Origin of the sequence: Pseudomonas sp. NPDC087615, assembly GCF_044743445.1 — a bacterium.
In the GTDB taxonomy this organism is placed as follows: Bacteria; Pseudomonadota; Gammaproteobacteria; order Pseudomonadales; family Pseudomonadaceae; genus Aquipseudomonas; species Aquipseudomonas baetica_A.
Map to the genome: position 1 here is coordinate 46672 of NZ_JBIUWM010000026.1, position 16577 is coordinate 63248.

Here is a 16577-nt window from a genome sequence, read left to right on the forward strand (position 1 = left end):
CGGATGCTATCACGGGCTTGGGAGCGTGATAGAACAGGAAATTTCCCAAGAAGTTCGATTGTTATGCTGTTGCAGTTTGTAACAGCTGCGGATTGGCGTGAAAAAAAACGTGTTCGCGCACCGGACCGACGGCAACTTCGCCAATCTCCTGATAACCCTGACGTTTATAGAAGTCCAGGTAACGCGGATTGCCGGTGTCGAGCACCACGCCTTGGGACGTTTCGTCCACCGCGCACCAGTTGTGCACAGCCGTCAGCAATTGTTCGCCGAAGTGTTTGCCCTGGAACTGCGGATGAACCCCCAGCAGCGGCAGCATGTGCACCGAATCGCCGGGCACGCACGCGGACACGGCATCGTGATACTCCAGATAGCGCCGAGTGCAACGCAAACCGGTGCTGAGCACCATCCGCAGGCGCCACGCCCAGCTGTCGGTGATGCCCAAGCGACGTTGCGGCGGCGCGATCAGGGCGATGCCGATCAAGCGGTCGTTAACCAACAGGCCAATGGCCGGCAGATCCTGCAGGAAGTGTTGCTTGACCAATTCACGCACCGTCGCCCGCACGCGTTGCTCGTAGCCGGGGCGCTCGGCTTCGAACAGGTAACCGAAAGTCGGCTCGTGGCGGTAGGCCTGATACAGCAGTGATCGGGCTTCACGCGAATAGCCGCGGTCGAGCATATGAATGTCGGCGATGGCGGTCTGGGTTTCAGGCATGACGTGGATTCTCCCCGGGGCACGGCTCAAATGGCTGCGCTCTTGTTGGTACGAACCTTTTGGTGTTGGCACGGTTCCCCTCAGGTATAGACCAACTCGGGATCTTCATCGATTTTGCCGGCCTCTTCGCGAGCAGGCTCGCTCCCACATTTGGAATGCGTAACCCTGTGGGAGCGAGCCTGCTCGCGAAGAGGCCCTCCCAGGCAATACAAATCCCACAGGCCAAAATGATTTCTCCCACCCCACACTGGCCCCCATCCCACATGTCAGCTAGCATCGCCCTTTTGCCAGGACTGCCGACCATGAAGATTGTTTCCTTCAACATCAACGGACTGCGCGCCCGTCCGCATCAGCTGGCAGCGCTGATCGAAAAACATCAGCCGGACGTGATCGGCCTGCAGGAAACCAAAGTCCACGACGACCAGTTCCCGCTCGAGGAAGTACGCGCCCTCGGGTACCACGTCTATTACCATGGCCAGAAAGGCCATTACGGCGTGGCCATGCTCTCGCGCCAGGAACCGATTGCCATCCATAAAGGTTTCGCCACCGATGAAGAAGACGCACAGCGCCGTTTCATCTGGGGCACCTTCGCCGACGCCAACGGCGTGCCGGTGACGATCATGAACGGCTACTTTCCTCAGGGTGAAAGCCGCGACCATCCCACCAAGTTCCCGGCCAAGCAGCGTTTTTACAACGATCTGCAAGCACTGCTGGAAAGCCAGTTCAACAACGAACAGCCGCTGGTGGTGATGGGCGATGTGAACATTTCCCCAGAAGATTGCGACATCGGCATCGGCCCGGACAACATGAAGCGCTGGCTGAAAACCGGCAAATGCAGCTTTCTGCCGGAAGAACGCGAGTGGATGGCGCGTCTGAAAAACTGGGGCCTGACCGACAGCTATCGCCACCTGAACCCGGACGTGACCGACATGTTCAGCTGGTTCGACTACCGCAGCCGTGGTTTTGAAGACGAACCCAAGCGTGGCCTGCGCATTGACGTGATCCTGGCCTCCAACGGTCTGCTGCCACGGGTGAAAGCGGCGGGCGTGGACTATGAACTGCGCGGTATGGAAAAACCGTCGGATCATGCGCCGATCTGGCTTGAATTGAGCTGATTCAGGACATCACACATTCCCCTGTGGGAGCGGGCTTGCTCGCGAAATCGGTGTGTCAGTTGACGAAAATGTAGCTGATACGCCGCCATCCGCGAGCACGCCCGCGCCCACGCTGACGCGCTGTAATCTTTTGGTCATGCGACTGACTTAATCTCCCGGGCAATCCCCTTGGCTTGATTCGGTGCCGGCATGATCCTGCGTGTTCTGTTCGTTTTTCTATTGAGTGCAGGGCTGACGGTCTCTGCCGCTGCCCTGCCGATACCCGAAAACGGCCCGGCGTTGCGCATTCAAGGCTCCAACACCATCGGCGCTGAACTCGGCCCGGCGCTGGTCGAAGGTCTTTTGCAGGAACAAGGCCTGCTGAAAATCCACCGCGAGCCCCCGGATACCGCCAACGAACAACGCATCGTCGGCCTGACCGCCCAAGGTAAACGCGTCGTGGTGGAAGTCGCCGCCCACGGTTCCAGTACCGGTTTCACCGCGCTGGGAAACGCCAGCGCCGATCTGGCGGCCTCCTCCCGAGAGATCAAGGACAGCGAGTTGCTCAGCCTGCAATCGCTGGGCGATCTGAAAAGTCCCGCTGCCGAGCAAGTCATTGCCATCGATGGTGTGGCGATCATCCTTCACCCCGACAACCCGCTGCAGCAACTGGACACCGAGCAACTGGCGCGCATCTTCAGTGGCGAGGTGAAAACCTGGAAAGACCTCGGCGGTCGTGGCGGCCCGATTCATTTATATGCGCGGGATGATCAGTCCGGCACGTACGACACGTTTAAGGAACTGGTCCTCAGCCCTCGCGGGAAAAGTCTGAACAGTTCAGCGAAAAGGTTCGAATCCAGCGAGCAGTTGTCCGACGCCGTGAGCAGCGACCCGCAAGGCATTGGCTTCATTGGCCTGCCGTATGTGCGCCAGGCAAAAGCCGTGGCAATCGCTGATGGCGCTTCGCAATCGATGCTGGCGCTTAACAATCTGATTGCCACCGAAGACTATCCGCTGTCTCGACGGCTGTTCTTCTATCTGCCGCCAGACAGCAAAAACCAGTGGGCGACAGCGTTGGTGGCATTTGCACAAAGCCCTCAGGGCCAGACGATTGTCGCCGCCAACGGCTTTATCAGTCAGACCGTACGTGCGATGAGCGTCACCCCCAATTCACTGATGCCCGAGGGTTATCAATCCCTCAGCCGCCACGCCCAACGTCTGACCGTGAACTTCCGTTTTGAAGAAGGCAGCGCCAGCCTGGATAACAAGGCGCGGCAAGATCTGGCGCGGGTGCTCGACTATATAAAGGGTCACGACAAGACCGATCGCGCGGTAACACTGGTGGGGTTTGGTGATGCCAAGGATGACCCGGCGCGCGCGGATCTGCTGTCGAAATTGCGGGCGATGGCGGTGCGGCGCGAACTGGTCAAGAACGGCGTGGTGTTGCGTGAAGTTCGCGGCTTTGGCGCGCTGATGCCGGTGGCGACCAACAGTGCCGATGAGGGGCGGATCAAGAATCGGCGGGTGGAGGTTTGGGTGTATTGAGTGTTCATCGGCACTTGCATTGACGCCTTCGCGAGCAGGCTCGCTCCCACATTGGATCGCATTTCTTGCGGTTGAATGCGGGAGCGAGCTTGCTCGCGAAGAACGATAACGCGGTGCTGGATCAGCGCTCGCTGCGCAGCATTTCCTTCGGCACATATTTGCCGATCTCGAACTTGCCGATCGCCGCGCGGTGCACTTCGTCCGGGCCGTCAGCCAGGCGCAGGGTGCGTTGCATGGCATACATGTAGGCCAGCGGGAAATCGTTCGACACCCCGGCCCCGCCGTGGATCTGAATCGCTCGGTCAATCACGCGCAATGCCACGTTCGGCGCGACGACTTTGATCTGCGCGATCTCGCTCTTGGCGACTTTGTTGCCGACGGTGTCCATCATGTACGCCGCTTTCAACGTCAGCAAACGGGCCATGTCGATTTCCATTCGCGAGTCGGCGATTTTGTCGATATTACCGCCCAGGCGTGCCAATGGTTTGCCAAATGCCGTGCGGTTCACCGAGCGTTTGCACATCAACTCCAACGCCCGTTCAGCCATGCCGATCGACCGCATGCAGTGGTGAATCCGGCCGGGGCCAAGTCGGCCCTGAGCAATTTCGAAGCCGCGTCCCTCACCGAGCAGGACGTTTTCGTACGGCACGCGCACGTTGTCGAACAACACTTCGGCGTGACCGTGCGGTGCATCGTCGTAGCCAAACACCGGCAGCGGACGGACGATTTTCACACCTGGGGTATCGACCGGCACGAGGATCATCGAGTGCTGGGCGTGGCGCGGCGCGTCGGGATTGCTCAGGCCCATGAAGATCAGGATTTTGCAGCGCGGGTCGCAGGCGCCGGAGGTCCACCACTTCTTGCCGTTGATCACCCACTCGTCACCATCACGCACAGCACGGGCGGCCATGTTGGTGGCGTCGGACGAGGCAACGTCCGGCTCGGTCATGGCGAACGCCGAGCGGATCTCGCCGCGCAGCAGCGGTTCGAGCCAGCGCTGCTTCTGCTCTTCGTTGGCGTAGCGCACCAGCACTTCCATGTTGCCGGTGTCCGGCGCCGAGCAGTTGAACGGCTCTGGCCCCAGCAAGGAGCGGCCCATGATTTCCGCCAACGGTGCGTATTCGAGGTTGGTCAGGCCGGCGCCGAGTTCCGACTCGGGCAGAAACAGGTTCCACAGTCCTTCAGACTTGGCCTTGGCTTTGAGCTCTTCCATGATCGCGGTCGGCTGCCAGCGGTCGCCCTCGGCAACCTGGCGCTCAAACACGGCTTCGGCCGGGTAAACGTAAGTGTCCATGAACGCGGTCACGCGCTCACGCAGTTCTTGCACCTTGGGCGAATAAGCGAAATCCATGGGCAGTACCTTCTTTTTGGAGAGGTTGTTCAGGTCATGCAATCGATGCTAGAACAGCGTTGATAATTTACCTAGCCTATTCTCGGCGTGTATAAACATTCATCACCGATATATGATCCAGTGATCGTCAGCCCCTAAAACACCTGCCCTTAAAAACAAGAGAAGCCGCGTTATGAATCTGAGCAAGGTCGACCTCAACCTTTTCATCGTCTTTGACGCGATCTACACCGAAGCCAACCTGACCCGCGCCGGGCAGATTGTCGGCATCACTCAGCCAGCGGTGTCCAACGCATTGGCGCGGTTGCGCGAGACCTTCAACGACCCGCTCTTCGTGCGCACGGCCCAAGGCATGGTGCCGACGCCGATGGCGCAGAACATCATCGGCCCGGTGCGCAACGCGCTGTCGCTGTTGCGAGTGTCGGTTCAGGAAAGCCGTATTTTCAATCCGGCGCAAGCGGCCAAGACCTACCGCATCAGCATGACCGACCTCACTGAAGCGGTGATTCTGCCGCCGCTGTTCCAGCGTCTGCGCCGACTGGCACCGACGGTGATCATCGAAAGCTTTCTGTCCAAACGCCGGGAAACCACTAAGGAACTGGCGGCCGGGCGGCTGGATTTTGCCGTCGACGCGCCACTCAACACCGACCCGCAGGTGCGCCACGTCAAACTGATGGAAGACCGTTACGTCTGTGCGATGCGCAAGGGGCATCCGATGGCGGGCAAGGAAAAACTCAGCCTCGATGACTATCTCTCGCTGACCCACATCCATATTTCCAGCCGTCGCAGCGGCTTGGGTTATGTCGATCTGGCCTTGGGCAAAATGGGCATCCAGCGCAAGATCGCCCTGCGCTCCCAGCATTACCTGATGGCGTCCCAAGTGATGCAGCAGACCGACATGGTCATGACCGTGCCGGAGCGTTTCGCCCGTCGGCACGAACTGCATGCGTTCAATTTGCCGGTCAACGATGTACCGCCGGTGGAGACTCACCTGTACTGGCATGAAAGCACCGACCAGGACCCGGCGAATCGCTGGATGCGCGAGCAGATGATCGAGTTGTGCCAGCAGGTGACGGCGCATGAGAAGAAGCTCGACAAGGTGTAGGAAGTTTTACCGCGGCGCTGCCATCACGAGCAGGCTCGCTCCCACACGGGATCGCATTTCCATGTGGGAGCGAGCCTGCTCGCGAAGAGACCAGCAAACACAGCGCAAATTTTGAGCCTTGACGTAAACGTCAACCTGACATTAGCTTAGCGCCAAGCCCCTATTTCCGAGCGCTTTGATGAGCAGCCAGACCTACAGCATTTCCGACCTCGCCCGCGAGCTGGACATCACCACGCGGGCGATCCGCTTTTATGAAGAGCAAGGCCTGCTCAGCCCCGAGCGTCGTGGCCAGGAACGCATCTATTCACCACGCGACAAAGTCAGTCTGAAGCTGATCCTGCGCGGCAAGCGCATCGGTTTCTCGCTGGCCGAATGTCGCGAATTGATTGAGCTCTACGACCCGTCCAGCGGTAACACCAAACAGCTCAACAGCATGTTGGCGAAGATCAGCGAACGCCGCGAACAGCTAGAGCAGCAGTTGCTCGACATCGAACAGATGAAGCTGGAACTCGATACCGCCGAAGAGCGTTGCGTGCAGGCGCTGGAGCAGACGCTCAAGAGCCAGCAGATCGCGCAGTAATTGAACACAACATTTCCCCGGTGGGAGCGGGCTTGTTCGCGAAGGCGGTGTATCAGATAGCAATTTGTCGCCTGACACTGCGCATTCGCGAGCAAGCCCGCTCCCACAAGGGGGGTCACCTCGAATTCAAAAGAACAGGTCAACGCCATGTCCCTCCCCTCCCAAGTACGCCTGATCGAAGTCGGCCCGCGCGATGGCCTGCAGAACGAAGCCCAGCCCATCAGCGTCGCTGACAAAGTGCAATTGGTCGATGCTCTGAGCGCCGCAGGTCTGGGCTATATAGAAGTCGGCAGTTTCGTCTCGCCCAAATGGGTCCCGCAGATGGCCGGCTCCGCCGAAGTCTTCGCGCAGATCCAGCGCAAACCCGGCGTGACCTACGGCGCACTGGCGCCGAACCTGCGCGGCTTCGAAGACGCTATCGCGGCCGGGGTCAAGGAAGTCGCGGTGTTCGCCGCCGCGTCGGAAGCGTTCTCGCAGCGCAACATCAATTGCTCGATCAGCGAAAGCCTGGCGCGGTTTTCACCCATCATGGATGCGGCGAAACAACACGGCGTTACCGTGCGCGGTTACGTTTCCTGCGTGCTCGGCTGCCCCTATGAAGGCACGGTCGCGCCAGAGCAAGTGGCCATGGTTGCGCGGGAGTTGTACGCCATGGGCTGCTATGAAGTATCGCTTGGCGACACCATCGGCACTGGCACGGCAGGCGCGACCCGGCGTCTGTTCGACGTGGTGTCGGCACAGGTGCCACGGGACAAACTCGCCGGGCATTTCCACGACACTTACGGCCAGGCCATGGCCAACATTTATGCCAGTCTGCTCGAAGGCATTGCGGTGTTCGACAGCTCTATCGCCGGACTCGGCGGCTGCCCTTACGCCAAAGGCGCGAGCGGTAACGTGGCGACCGAAGACGTGGTGTACCTGCTCAACGGCCTGGGGATCGAAACCGGTATCGACCTGGACGCCTTGATTGACGCGGGCCAACAGATCAGCGCGGTGCTCGGTCGCCCAAGCGGTTCGCGTGTGGCCAAGGCACGTAGCGCACAGTGATGAAGGACTGTGTTACCGCGGTGTCGCCGATTTGGGCTTAAACGAGTAACACGGAAACAAATTGTCTGGCTTTGGCAGAACGAAAAAACCCTGAAAAATATTAAGCTATTGATTTATAAGGTATTTTAAAAGTTGGCACGCGTTCTGCTATCTCTATGGCATAACAAGAATAAAAAGCGGCAAACCAATAAAAATAAGACGTACCGACTCTGACATAACAAAAACAACACGGCAGAGACGCAGCTAACAGATTTTTTTGGAGAAGGTATGCTTTTCAGGGTGCTCTCAGGAGTGACCCGCAACCGGGCAGAGAACAATAAAACTACCTTCAGGTAGCTCCCGAATCGGTTGGATCGTTTAACGAGAAAGCAGATCAGCGCTCAAAAAAATACGTTTGCTCTTGACCCCGGATGGGGGTCGCCAAAAAAGCGGTAGAAGGCCACGGTTGCTAAAAACAACAATAGACCGAGCCTCAATAATAAAAAGAGCACGCGACGACAAAATTAAAGGGGAGCCTCGGCTCCCCTTTGTGCTTTCTGCGATTTGTATTTTCACCGCGTCCCTTGTGGGAGCGGGCTTGCTCGCGAATGCATCAGGTCAGTCAACATCTTTGGTGGATGACACTGCGCATTCGCGAGCAAGCCCGCTCCCACAGGGGTAGTGGTTACCGCTCGATGCTCTTCAACTCCTCGATACTGATCTCACGCATCCTGAATTTCTGGACCTTGCCCGTCACCGTCATCGGAAACTCTTCGACGAACTTGAAGTGCCGCGGCGTCTTGAAGTGCGCGATGCGTTCCTTGCACCAGGTTTGCAGTTCCAGCTGCGAAGCACTGTGGCCGGGGTGAAACTTGATCCAGGCGACGATCTCTTCCCCGTAACGCGAACAGGGAATGCCGATTACCTGCACGTCCGCCACTGCTGGATGGGTGAAGAAGAATTCTTCCAGCTCGCGCGGATAAACGTTTTCGCCACCACGGATGATCATGTCCTTGTTACGCCCGGCGATGTTCACGTAACCCTCGTCATTCATGCTCGCCAAGTCACCAGTGTGCATCCAGCCCGCGTCATCAATAGCCTCGGCCGTGGCTTGCGGGTTGCTCCAGTAACCGAGCATTACGCTGTAACCGCGAGTGCAGAGTTCGCCGATGGTGCCGCGAGGTACGAGGTTGCCAGCCTCATCGATGATCTTGCTTTCCAGTTGCGGCTGGGTGCGGCCGACGGTGGTCACGCGCAGTTCCAGTTCGTCACTTGGACCGGTTTGCAGCGACACCGGGCTGGTCTCGGTCATGCCATAAGCGATTTGCACTTCGCTCATGTGCATCTCGTTGATCACCCGACGCATGATTTCAATCGGACACGTGGCGCCGGCCATGATCCCGGTGCGCAGGCTCGACAGGTCGAACTCGGCGCGCCGTGGTTGATCGAGCATGGCGATAAACATGGTTGGCACGCCGTACAGACCGGTGGCTTTCTCTTCAGCGACGGTTTGCAGGGTCAATAGCGGATCAAAGGCGTCGCTGGGGTAAATCATCGTACTGGCGTGGGTGATGCAACCGAGGTTGCCCATGACCATGCCGAAACAGTGGTACAGCGGCACGGGGATCACCAGCCGATCAAGCGGCGTCAGGCCGATGCTTTCGCCGACCATGTAACCGTTATTGAGGATGTTGTAGTGACTGAGGGTCGCACCCTTGGGAAAACCGGTGGTGCCGGAGGTGTACTGGATGTTGATGGGTTGATCGAAGTGCAAGCTGTTGCTGCGGTCGCGTAATTGCTCTGGGGGGACACTGGCTGCCAGATCGGCCAGTTGCGACCACGGCAGAAAACCTGAAGGCGGTTGTTTGTCGAGACTGATCACTGCGCGCAAATCCGGCAGGCGCTCGCTGCGCAACTGTCCGATGGATTGCTCGGCCAGTTCCGGCACCAGCCCCTGCAACATGGCGTGGTAGTTGGAGGACTTGAACGACCCGGCGCAGACCAGCCATTGGCAGCCAGATTGTTTCAATACGTATTCAAGTTCGGAGCTTCGGTAGGCCGGGTTTATGTTGACCAGAATCACGCCGATTTTTGCCGTGGCGATTTGCGTGATGCACCACTGCGCGCCATTCGGCGCCCAGATACCGAGGCGGTCACCGGTCTGCAACCCCAATGCGAGCAAGGCTCTGGCATGCAAATCCACGGAATCCGCCAGTTGCCGCCAGGAATAGCGCAACGACTGATGACGCACCACCAGCGCCTCGCCGTTCGGGTATTGCGCGACAGTCTGGTCGAACTTCTGCCCGATGGTCATCGCCAGCAAGGCTTTGTCCTGGGAACCGCGGGTGTAGCTGCGCTGCGGGTTTGCACTGGGTTGATCCATGACGACCCCTATTATCTTTATTAGTGGGTTTACCGGAGTTCTATTTTTGGTGGGAGGGGGGCTTGCTCGCGAAGGCGGCGTGTCATTCAACCAATATGGTGACTGAACCACCGCCTTCGCGAGCAAGCCCCCTCCCACAAAAGACAATCCGTTTTCGATCTTGAACTGCTCCTACTCTCGCTCAAGTTGACGTTAACGTAAAGGGTGATTGACAGTCATTCATCGCAGGCTTACGTTAACGTAAAGGTGAGAGCCTAGCGACCGCCCTCCCCACCCTACAAAAAAGCCAAAAGGTGACCCATGAGCTACCCATCCCTGAACTTCGCCCTCGGTGAAACCATCGACATGCTGCGTGATCAGGTTCAGTCCTTTGTCGCTAAAGAAATCGCCCCGCGCGCGGCGCAGATCGACAGCGACAACCTGTTCCCCGCCGACATGTGGCGAAAATTCGGTGACATGGGCCTGCTCGGCATCACCGTGCCGGAAGAGTACGGTGGCGCTGGCCTGGGTTATCTGGCGCACGTGGTCGCGATGGAAGAAATCAGCCGAGGCTCGGCCTCGGTGGCGCTGTCCTACGGTGCCCACTCCAACCTCTGCGTCAACCAGATCAACCGCAACGGCAACCACGAACAGAAAAGCAAATACCTGCCGAAGCTGATCAGCGGCGAGCATGTCGGCGCCCTCGCGATGAGCGAACCGAACGCCGGTTCCGACGTGGTCTCGATGAAATTGCGCGCCGATAAACGTGGCGACCGCTTCGTCCTCAACGGCAGCAAAACCTGGATCACCAACGGTCCTGACGCCAATACCTACGTGATCTACGCCAAGACCGATCTGGAAAAAGGCCCTCACGGCATCACCGCCTTCATTGTTGAACGCGACTGGAAAGGCTTCACCCGCAGCAACAAGTTCGACAAGCTCGGCATGCGCGGCTCAAACACCTGCGAGCTGTTTTTCGATGACGTCGAAGTGCCGGAAGAAAACATCCTCGGCGTGCTCAACGGCGGCGTGAAAGTGCTGATGAGCGGCCTCGATTACGAACGCGTCGTGCTGTCCGGCGGCCCGACCGGGATCATGCAGTCGTGCATGGACCTGATCGTGCCGTACATCCACGACCGCAAGCAGTTCGGCCAGAGTATCGGCGAATTCCAGCTGATTCAGGGCAAGGTCGCCGACATGTACACCCAACTGAACGCCAGCCGTGCCTACCTCTATGCGGTGGCTCAGGCTTGCGAACGCGGCGAAACCACGCGCAAGGACGCCGCCGGCGTGATCCTTTACACCGCCGAACGCGCCACACAAATGGCTCTCGACGCGATCCAGATTCTTGGCGGCAACGGTTACATCAACGAATTCCCGGCTGGCCGCCTGCTGCGTGACGCCAAGCTGTACGAAATCGGTGCAGGCACCAGTGAGATCCGTCGCATGCTGATCGGTCGCGAACTGTTCAACGAAACCCGCTAAACGGAGCTGACCATGGCTACCCTGCACACTCAGCTCAATCCCCGTTCAGCGGAATTCGCCGCCAACAGCGCAGCGATGCTAAAACAGGTTGACGCCCTGCACACCCTCCTCGCCCAAGTGGCACAAGGTGGCGGCGCGAAAGCCCAGGAACGCCACACCTCGCGCGGTAAATTGCTGCCGCGCGAGCGTATCAATCGCTTGCTCGATCCGGGTTCGCCGTTTCTGGAAATCAGCCCACTCGCGGCTTACGCCGTTTATGGTGAGGACGTGCCAGCCGCCGGGGTGATTGCCGGGATCGGCCGCGTGGAAGGCGTCGAATGCATGATCGTCGCCAACGATGCGACCGTAAAAGGTGGCTCGTACTACCCGCTGACGGTGAAGAAACACCTGCGTGCACAAACCATCGCCCAGCAAAACCGGCTGCCGTGCATTTACCTGGTGGACTCGGGCGGCGCCAACCTGCCGCGTCAGGACGAGGTGTTCCCGGATCGCGAGCACTTTGGGCGGATTTTCTTCAACCAGGCCAACATGAGCGCGATGGGCATTGCGCAGATCGCCGTGGTCATGGGGTCGTGCACGGCGGGCGGCGCGTATGTGCCGGCGATGGCCGATGAAGCGATCATGGTGCGCAATCAAGCGACGATTTTTCTCGCCGGCCCGCCGCTGGTGAAAGCCGCGACCGGTGAAGTGGTCAGCGCCGAGGAGCTGGGCGGTGCCGATGTGCACTGCAAGATTTCCGGGGTCGCCGACCATTACGCCGAGAGCGACGAACACGCCCTCGCCCTCGCCCGCCGCAGCGTCGCCAACCTCAACTGGCGCAAACTCGGCGAAGTGCAGCAGCGCACACCGATTGCTCCGCTGTACGCCAGCGACGAGTTGTATGGCGTGGTTTCGGCGGACGCCAAGCAACCGTTCGATGTGCGCGAAGTGATTGCGCGGTTGGTCGACGGTTCGGTGTTCGATGAATTCAAGGCGCTGTTCGGCACCACGCTGGTGTGCGGTTTCGCGCATCTGCACGGGTATCCGATCGCGATTCTCGCCAACAACGGCATCCTCTTCGCCGAAGCCGCCCAGAAAGGCGCGCACTTCATCGAACTGGCCTGCCAGCGCGGCATTCCACTGCTGTTTTTACAAAACATCACGGGCTTCATGGTCGGTCAGAAATACGAAGCGGGCGGCATCGCCAAGCACGGCGCAAAACTGGTCACCGCCGTGGCTTGCGCCAAGGTGCCGAAATTCACCGTGATCATCGGCGGCAGCTTCGGCGCCGGTAACTACGGCATGTGCGGCCGGGCCTACGATCCGCGCTTCCTGTGGATGTGGCCGAATGCGCGAATTGGCGTGATGGGCGCCGAACAGGCAGCAGGCGTGTTGGTGCAGGTCAAGCGCGAGCAGGCCGAACGCAGCGGCCAAGCGTTCAGCGCCGAGCAGGAAGCCGAGATCAAGCAACCGATCCTCGACCAGTACGAAGAACAGGGCCACCCCTACTATTCCAGCGCACGCCTGTGGGACGACGGCGTCATTGACCCCGCACAGACCCGCGATGTGCTGGCCCTGGCCTTGTCCGCGTCACTGAACGCGCCTATCGAACCGAGCCGCTTTGGCGTGTTCCGGATGTGATTTTTTGTGGGAGCGGGCTTGCTCGTGAAGACGGCGGCACATCCACTATGGATGTACCTCAATAGACGCCTTCGCAAGCAAACCCTCTCCCACAAGGACCGTGGAGACGGACGAATATGAGCGATTTCAACACCCTCGAACTGCACAGTGACCCACGGGGTTTCGCGACGCTGTGGCTCAACCGCGCAGAAAAGAACAACGCCTTCAATGCCGAGATGATCCGCGAACTGATCCTGGCCCTCGACAAGGTTGCCAGCGATGCCAGCCTGCGCTTCCTGCTGCTGCGCGGCCGTGGCCGGCACTTCAGCGCCGGCGCCGATCTGGCCTGGATGCAGCAATCGGCGGAACTCGACTACCACACCAACCTGGACGACGCCCGCGAGTTGGCGGAGCTGATGTACAACCTCGCCAAACTGAAAATCCCGACGCTGGCCGTGGTGCAAGGCGCGGCGTTCGGTGGCGCATTGGGCCTGATCAGTTGCTGCGACATGGCCATCGGCGCCGATGATGCGCAGTTCTGCCTGTCGGAGGTACGCATCGGTCTGGCGCCGGCAGTGATCAGTCCGTTCGTGGTGCAAGCCATCGGTCAACGCGCAGCACGTCGTTATGCCCTGACTGCCGAGCGTTTTGGCGGCCAGCGAGCGCGAGAACTCGGTTTATTGTCCGAGAGCTATCCGGCCGTTGAGTTGGAGCAACAGGTTGAGCAATGGATCGACAACCTGCTGCTCAACAGCCCCGCTGCGCTGCGCGCCAGTAAAGATCTGCTGCGCGAAGTCGGCAACGGTGCGCTGACCCCGGCCCTGCGCCGCTACACCGAAAACGCCATCGCGCGCATCCGCGTCAGCCCCGAAGGCCAGGAAGGCTTGCGTGCCTTCCTGCAAAAACGTCCGCCGAACTGGCAAGCCGCAACCACCACCAAGGAGCCGCGTTGATGAGCGCACCTGTTCTCACCACCCTGCTGGTGGCCAACCGTGGCGAAATCGCTTGCCGGGTCATGCGCACCGCCAAAGCCTTGGGCCTGACCACCGTCGCTGTGCACAGCGCTACCGACCGTGAAGCGCGGCACAGCCGAGAAGCGGATATCCGTGTTGATCTCGGTGGTAGCAAAGCGGCTGACAGTTATCTGCAAATCGACAAACTGATCGCGGCGGCCAAGGCCAGCGGCGCTCAAGCGATTCATCCGGGTTATGGTTTTCTTTCCGAAAACGCTGGTTTCGCTCGCGCTATCGAAGCGGCAGGCCTGATATTTCTAGGTCCACCGGCTTCGGCCATCGACGCCATGGGCAGCAAATCAGCCGCCAAAGCGCTCATGGAAACCGCCGGTGTACCGCTGGTGCCGGGTTATCACGGCGAAGCACAGGATATCGACACCTTCCGTGACGCCTGCGAACGCATCGGTTACCCGGTGTTGCTCAAGGCCACGGCCGGTGGCGGCGGCAAAGGCATGAAAGTGGTTGAGGACGTCAGTCAACTGGCCGAAGCCCTCGCCTCCGCTCAGCGTGAGGCACAGTCGTCATTCGGCGACTCGCGGATGCTGGTGGAGAAATACCTGCTCAAACCGCGTCATGTGGAAATCCAGGTGTTTGCCGATCAGCACGGCCATTGCCTGTACCTCAATGAGCGTGACTGTTCGATTCAGCGCCGCCACCAGAAAGTGGTCGAAGAGGCCCCGGCACCGGGCCTGTCGCCGACACTGCGCAAGGCCATGGGTGAAGCGGCGGTGCGTTCGGCACAGGCCATCGGCTATGTCGGCGCGGGGACGGTGGAGTTTTTGCTCGACGCACGCGGCGAATTCTTCTTCATGGAGATGAACACCCGGCTGCAGGTTGAGCACCCGGTGACCGAGGCGATTACCGGTCTCGATCTGGTGGCCTGGCAGATCCGCGTTGCCCGTGGTGAAACGCTGCCGATCACGCAGGATCAAGTGCCGCTTAATGGCCATGCGATTGAGGTTAGGTTGTATGCCGAAGACCCTGCGAATGAGTTCTTGCCGGCGACCGGGCGCCTGGCGCTGTATCGCGAATCGATTGAAGGTCCAGGGCGCCGGGTTGATAGCGGCGTTGAAGAAGGTGATGAAATTTCGCCGTTCTATGACCCGATGCTCGGCAAGTTGATTGCCTGGGGCGAGGATCGTGAACAGGCGCGCCTGCGTTTGTTGAGCATGCTCGACGAATTCGCCATTGGCGGATTGAAGACCAACATCAACTTCTTGCGACGCATCATCGCTCACCCGGCGTTTGCGGCAGCAGAACTGGATACCGGGTTTATTGCGCGTTATCAGGAGCAACTACTGCCGGCACCGGGCGAGTTGAGCGATGCGTTCTGGGATGCAGCGGCGCAGGCGTTCGCGCAGAGTCTGCCGAGTGTTTTGCGGGCGGACGATCCTTCTTCGCCGTGGTCGCTTAACAGCGGCTTGCGCGCCGGCCTGCCAAAGGAAATCACCCTGCACTTGAGCTGTGAGGGCCAGGATCGAGCGCTGACGCTGAGTTCAGGTGGCAACGCCACACTCTCGGGCGAGGCACTGGTGGTTGAGCAAGACGGCGTACGTCGCACGTTGCGCGCTATTCGTCAGGGAGATTCGCTGTATCTGCGTTGGGATGGCGAGTTGCGGCGTATCGAGGCGTACGACCCGATCAGCGCGGTCGAAGCCAGTCACACTCATCAGGGCGGCCTGACTGCGCCAATGAACGGCAGCATCGTACGGGTATTGGTCGAGGCCGGGCAGAAGGTCGAGGCCGGTGCGCAACTGGTGGTGCTGGAAGCCATGAAGATGGAACACAGCATCCGCGCGCCACATGCCGGGGTGATCAAAGCGCTGTATTGCCAGGAAGGCGAAATGGTCGGCGAAGGCAGCGCTTTGGTTGAACTGGAAGAAGCGTGAATGAAGGATCGATCCTGCACCTGGCGAGGATCGATCTGACTAGAAACGCGCCGTTGCCTGAACCACGACGCCGATGATTCGACATTCATCGGTAAACAGGGCTTTCGGCCAAGTCGGATTGAGCGGCACCAGGTAACGCTGGCCGCCCTCTTCGTCGAGCTTGCGAAAAATCGCTTCATCGCTGTCCGTCCACTGGGCAATCACCAGTTTACCGGGCGCTGCCTCCACCTCTGGATCCACCAGAATGAGCATGCCTTCGGCAATGCTCTGACCGCTGGGAGCGGTCATCGAATTGCCCACCACCGTCAGCCAGAACGCCGCGCCACGGGCATGATAATCCGTGAGTGCGAATCGCTGGCGGGCTGATGCCGGGACGTAGACGGGTTCGTTCTCGCGCACCTCGCAGGGTGTCTTCCAGTCGCTGACCGGGTAACGAAAGTACGGGTTGTACTTCTGCGCCAGCGGCATCTCGTCATCCGGCGTCACCTGCGGCTCACGAATCACCAGCACCACTTCAAGGAAATCCATGCCGAGCGCTTGCAGCACGCGGTTCATTTCCGTGATACCGGGTTCGCGACGTTTGTTCAGCCAATGACCGATGCCCCCCTGGGACATGCCGACACGCTCTCCGAGCTCTGTTTGAGTGATTTTGAGCTCACTCATCTTGGCCTTGACCAACTCAATCCATTTATCCATGTGCGGCACCTTACTCGGACACCTCCAGCCAACAAAACACATATTGTAGTATTTAAATTATGGTCACAACTACACATCGTACTATCCTGAAGGCACGGATTTTCAATCGAACAAGGAGCGGCC

Annotated in this window: 13 protein-coding genes; 9 read left to right on the plus strand and 4 right to left on the minus strand. The window is 59.4% G+C overall.

The features are described from left to right. Positions 1 to 61 precede the first annotated feature (61 nt). Positions 62 to 712, minus strand: a complete 651-nt coding sequence (locus tag ACIOU6_RS14855; RefSeq protein WP_221730419.1) for an N-acetyltransferase — start codon at positions 710 to 712, stop codon at positions 62 to 64. A gap of 302 nt (positions 713 to 1014) precedes the next feature. On the opposite strand from ACIOU6_RS14855, the gene xthA reads away from it, so the two are divergent. Beyond that, positions 1015 to 1827 (plus strand): exodeoxyribonuclease III, encoded by an 813-nt coding sequence (xthA, locus tag ACIOU6_RS14860; RefSeq protein ID WP_221730420.1) that lies wholly within the window; start codon positions 1015 to 1017, stop codon positions 1825 to 1827. 189 nt (positions 1828 to 2016) lie between these two features. After that, the gene (locus ACIOU6_RS14865) at positions 2017 to 3351 is read left to right on the plus strand and encodes a substrate-binding domain-containing protein (protein ID WP_401137431.1); all 1335 of its coding nucleotides are present in this window, start codon (positions 2017 to 2019) and stop codon (positions 3349 to 3351) included. 121 nt (positions 3352 to 3472) lie between these two features. Here ACIOU6_RS14865 and ACIOU6_RS14870 read toward each other — a convergent pair whose 3' ends face one another. Further along, positions 3473 to 4702, minus strand: a complete 1230-nt coding sequence (locus ACIOU6_RS14870; RefSeq protein WP_221730422.1) for an acyl-CoA dehydrogenase — start codon at positions 4700 to 4702, stop codon at positions 3473 to 3475. Between the two features lie 172 nt (positions 4703 to 4874). On the opposite strand from ACIOU6_RS14870, the gene ACIOU6_RS14875 reads away from it, so the two are divergent. The 3 genes from ACIOU6_RS14875 (at position 4875) to ACIOU6_RS14885 (ending at position 7431) form a co-directional block, all read left to right on the plus strand. Further along, entirely contained in the window at positions 4875 to 5804 is a 930-nt protein-coding gene (locus ACIOU6_RS14875) for a LysR family transcriptional regulator (RefSeq protein WP_339431992.1), read from the plus strand. A gap of 178 nt (positions 5805 to 5982) precedes the next feature. After that, positions 5983 to 6384 (plus strand): MerR family DNA-binding transcriptional regulator, encoded by a 402-nt coding sequence (locus tag ACIOU6_RS14880; RefSeq protein ID WP_003223708.1) that lies wholly within the window; start codon positions 5983 to 5985, stop codon positions 6382 to 6384. Positions 6385 to 6531: 147 nt separating this feature from the next. After that, positions 6532 to 7431 (plus strand): hydroxymethylglutaryl-CoA lyase, encoded by a 900-nt coding sequence (locus tag ACIOU6_RS14885; RefSeq protein ID WP_401137434.1) that lies wholly within the window; start codon positions 6532 to 6534, stop codon positions 7429 to 7431. A 664-nt stretch (positions 7432 to 8095) separates the two neighbouring features. Here the strand turns inward: ACIOU6_RS14885 and ACIOU6_RS14890 are convergent. After that, positions 8096 to 9793 carry an AMP-binding protein gene (locus tag ACIOU6_RS14890; RefSeq protein ID WP_401137437.1) on the minus strand — a complete coding sequence of 566 codons (1698 nt, stop codon included), beginning with the start codon at positions 9791 to 9793 and terminating at the stop codon, positions 8096 to 8098. A gap of 300 nt (positions 9794 to 10093) precedes the next feature. Here ACIOU6_RS14890 and ACIOU6_RS14895 point away from each other — a divergent pair, with 300 nt between their 5' ends. From ACIOU6_RS14895 to ACIOU6_RS14910, 4 genes are all read left to right on the plus strand, one after another. Continuing rightward, the gene (locus ACIOU6_RS14895; protein WP_258708485.1) at positions 10094 to 11257 is read left to right on the plus strand and encodes an isovaleryl-CoA dehydrogenase; all 1164 of its coding nucleotides are present in this window, start codon (positions 10094 to 10096) and stop codon (positions 11255 to 11257) included. Between the two features lie 12 nt (positions 11258 to 11269). Then, positions 11270 to 12877, plus strand: coding sequence for a carboxyl transferase domain-containing protein (locus ACIOU6_RS14900; RefSeq protein ID WP_221730427.1), 1608 nt, complete (start codon positions 11270 to 11272; stop codon positions 12875 to 12877). A gap of 116 nt (positions 12878 to 12993) precedes the next feature. After that, positions 12994 to 13809 (plus strand): gamma-carboxygeranoyl-CoA hydratase, encoded by an 816-nt coding sequence (locus ACIOU6_RS14905; RefSeq protein WP_221730428.1) that lies wholly within the window; start codon positions 12994 to 12996, stop codon positions 13807 to 13809. Then, entirely contained in the window at positions 13809 to 15758 is a 1950-nt protein-coding gene (locus tag ACIOU6_RS14910) for an acetyl/propionyl/methylcrotonyl-CoA carboxylase subunit alpha (RefSeq protein WP_401137441.1), read from the plus strand. The genes ACIOU6_RS14905 and ACIOU6_RS14910 overlap by 1 nt, the downstream gene beginning before the upstream one ends. Before the next feature lie 39 nt (positions 15759 to 15797). Here the strand turns inward: ACIOU6_RS14910 and ACIOU6_RS14915 are convergent, their stop codons facing one another. Continuing rightward, positions 15798 to 16454 carry a LexA family transcriptional regulator gene (locus ACIOU6_RS14915; protein ID WP_221730430.1) on the minus strand — a complete coding sequence of 219 codons (657 nt, stop codon included), beginning with the start codon at positions 16452 to 16454 and terminating at the stop codon, positions 15798 to 15800. Between the last annotated feature and the right edge of the window lie 123 nt (positions 16455 to 16577).

Coding starts and splice junctions, on each gene's coding strand:
- ACIOU6_RS14885 (WP_401137434.1), top strand. CDS start 6,532: ATGTCCCTCCCCTCCCAAGTACGCCTGATCGAAGTCGGCCCGCGCGAT.
- xthA (WP_221730420.1), top strand. CDS start 1,015: ATGAAGATTGTTTCCTTCAACATCAACGGACTGCGCGCCCGTCCGCAT.
- ACIOU6_RS14875 (WP_339431992.1), top strand. CDS start 4,875: ATGAATCTGAGCAAGGTCGACCTCAACCTTTTCATCGTCTTTGACGCG.
- ACIOU6_RS14900 (WP_221730427.1), top strand. CDS start 11,270: ATGGCTACCCTGCACACTCAGCTCAATCCCCGTTCAGCGGAATTCGCC.
- ACIOU6_RS14890 (WP_401137437.1), bottom strand. CDS start 9,793: ATGGATCAACCCAGTGCAAACCCGCAGCGCAGCTACACCCGCGGTTCC.
- ACIOU6_RS14870 (WP_221730422.1), bottom strand. CDS start 4,702: ATGGATTTCGCTTATTCGCCCAAGGTGCAAGAACTGCGTGAGCGCGTG.
- ACIOU6_RS14905 (WP_221730428.1), top strand. CDS start 12,994: ATGAGCGATTTCAACACCCTCGAACTGCACAGTGACCCACGGGGTTTC.
- ACIOU6_RS14910 (WP_401137441.1), top strand. CDS start 13,809: ATGAGCGCACCTGTTCTCACCACCCTGCTGGTGGCCAACCGTGGCGAA.
- ACIOU6_RS14915 (WP_221730430.1), bottom strand. CDS start 16,454: ATGGATAAATGGATTGAGTTGGTCAAGGCCAAGATGAGTGAGCTCAAA.
- ACIOU6_RS14855 (WP_221730419.1), bottom strand. CDS start 712: ATGCCTGAAACCCAGACCGCCATCGCCGACATTCATATGCTCGACCGC.
- ACIOU6_RS14895 (WP_258708485.1), top strand. CDS start 10,094: ATGAGCTACCCATCCCTGAACTTCGCCCTCGGTGAAACCATCGACATG.
- ACIOU6_RS14865 (WP_401137431.1), top strand. CDS start 2,017: ATGATCCTGCGTGTTCTGTTCGTTTTTCTATTGAGTGCAGGGCTGACG.
- ACIOU6_RS14880 (WP_003223708.1), top strand. CDS start 5,983: ATGAGCAGCCAGACCTACAGCATTTCCGACCTCGCCCGCGAGCTGGAC.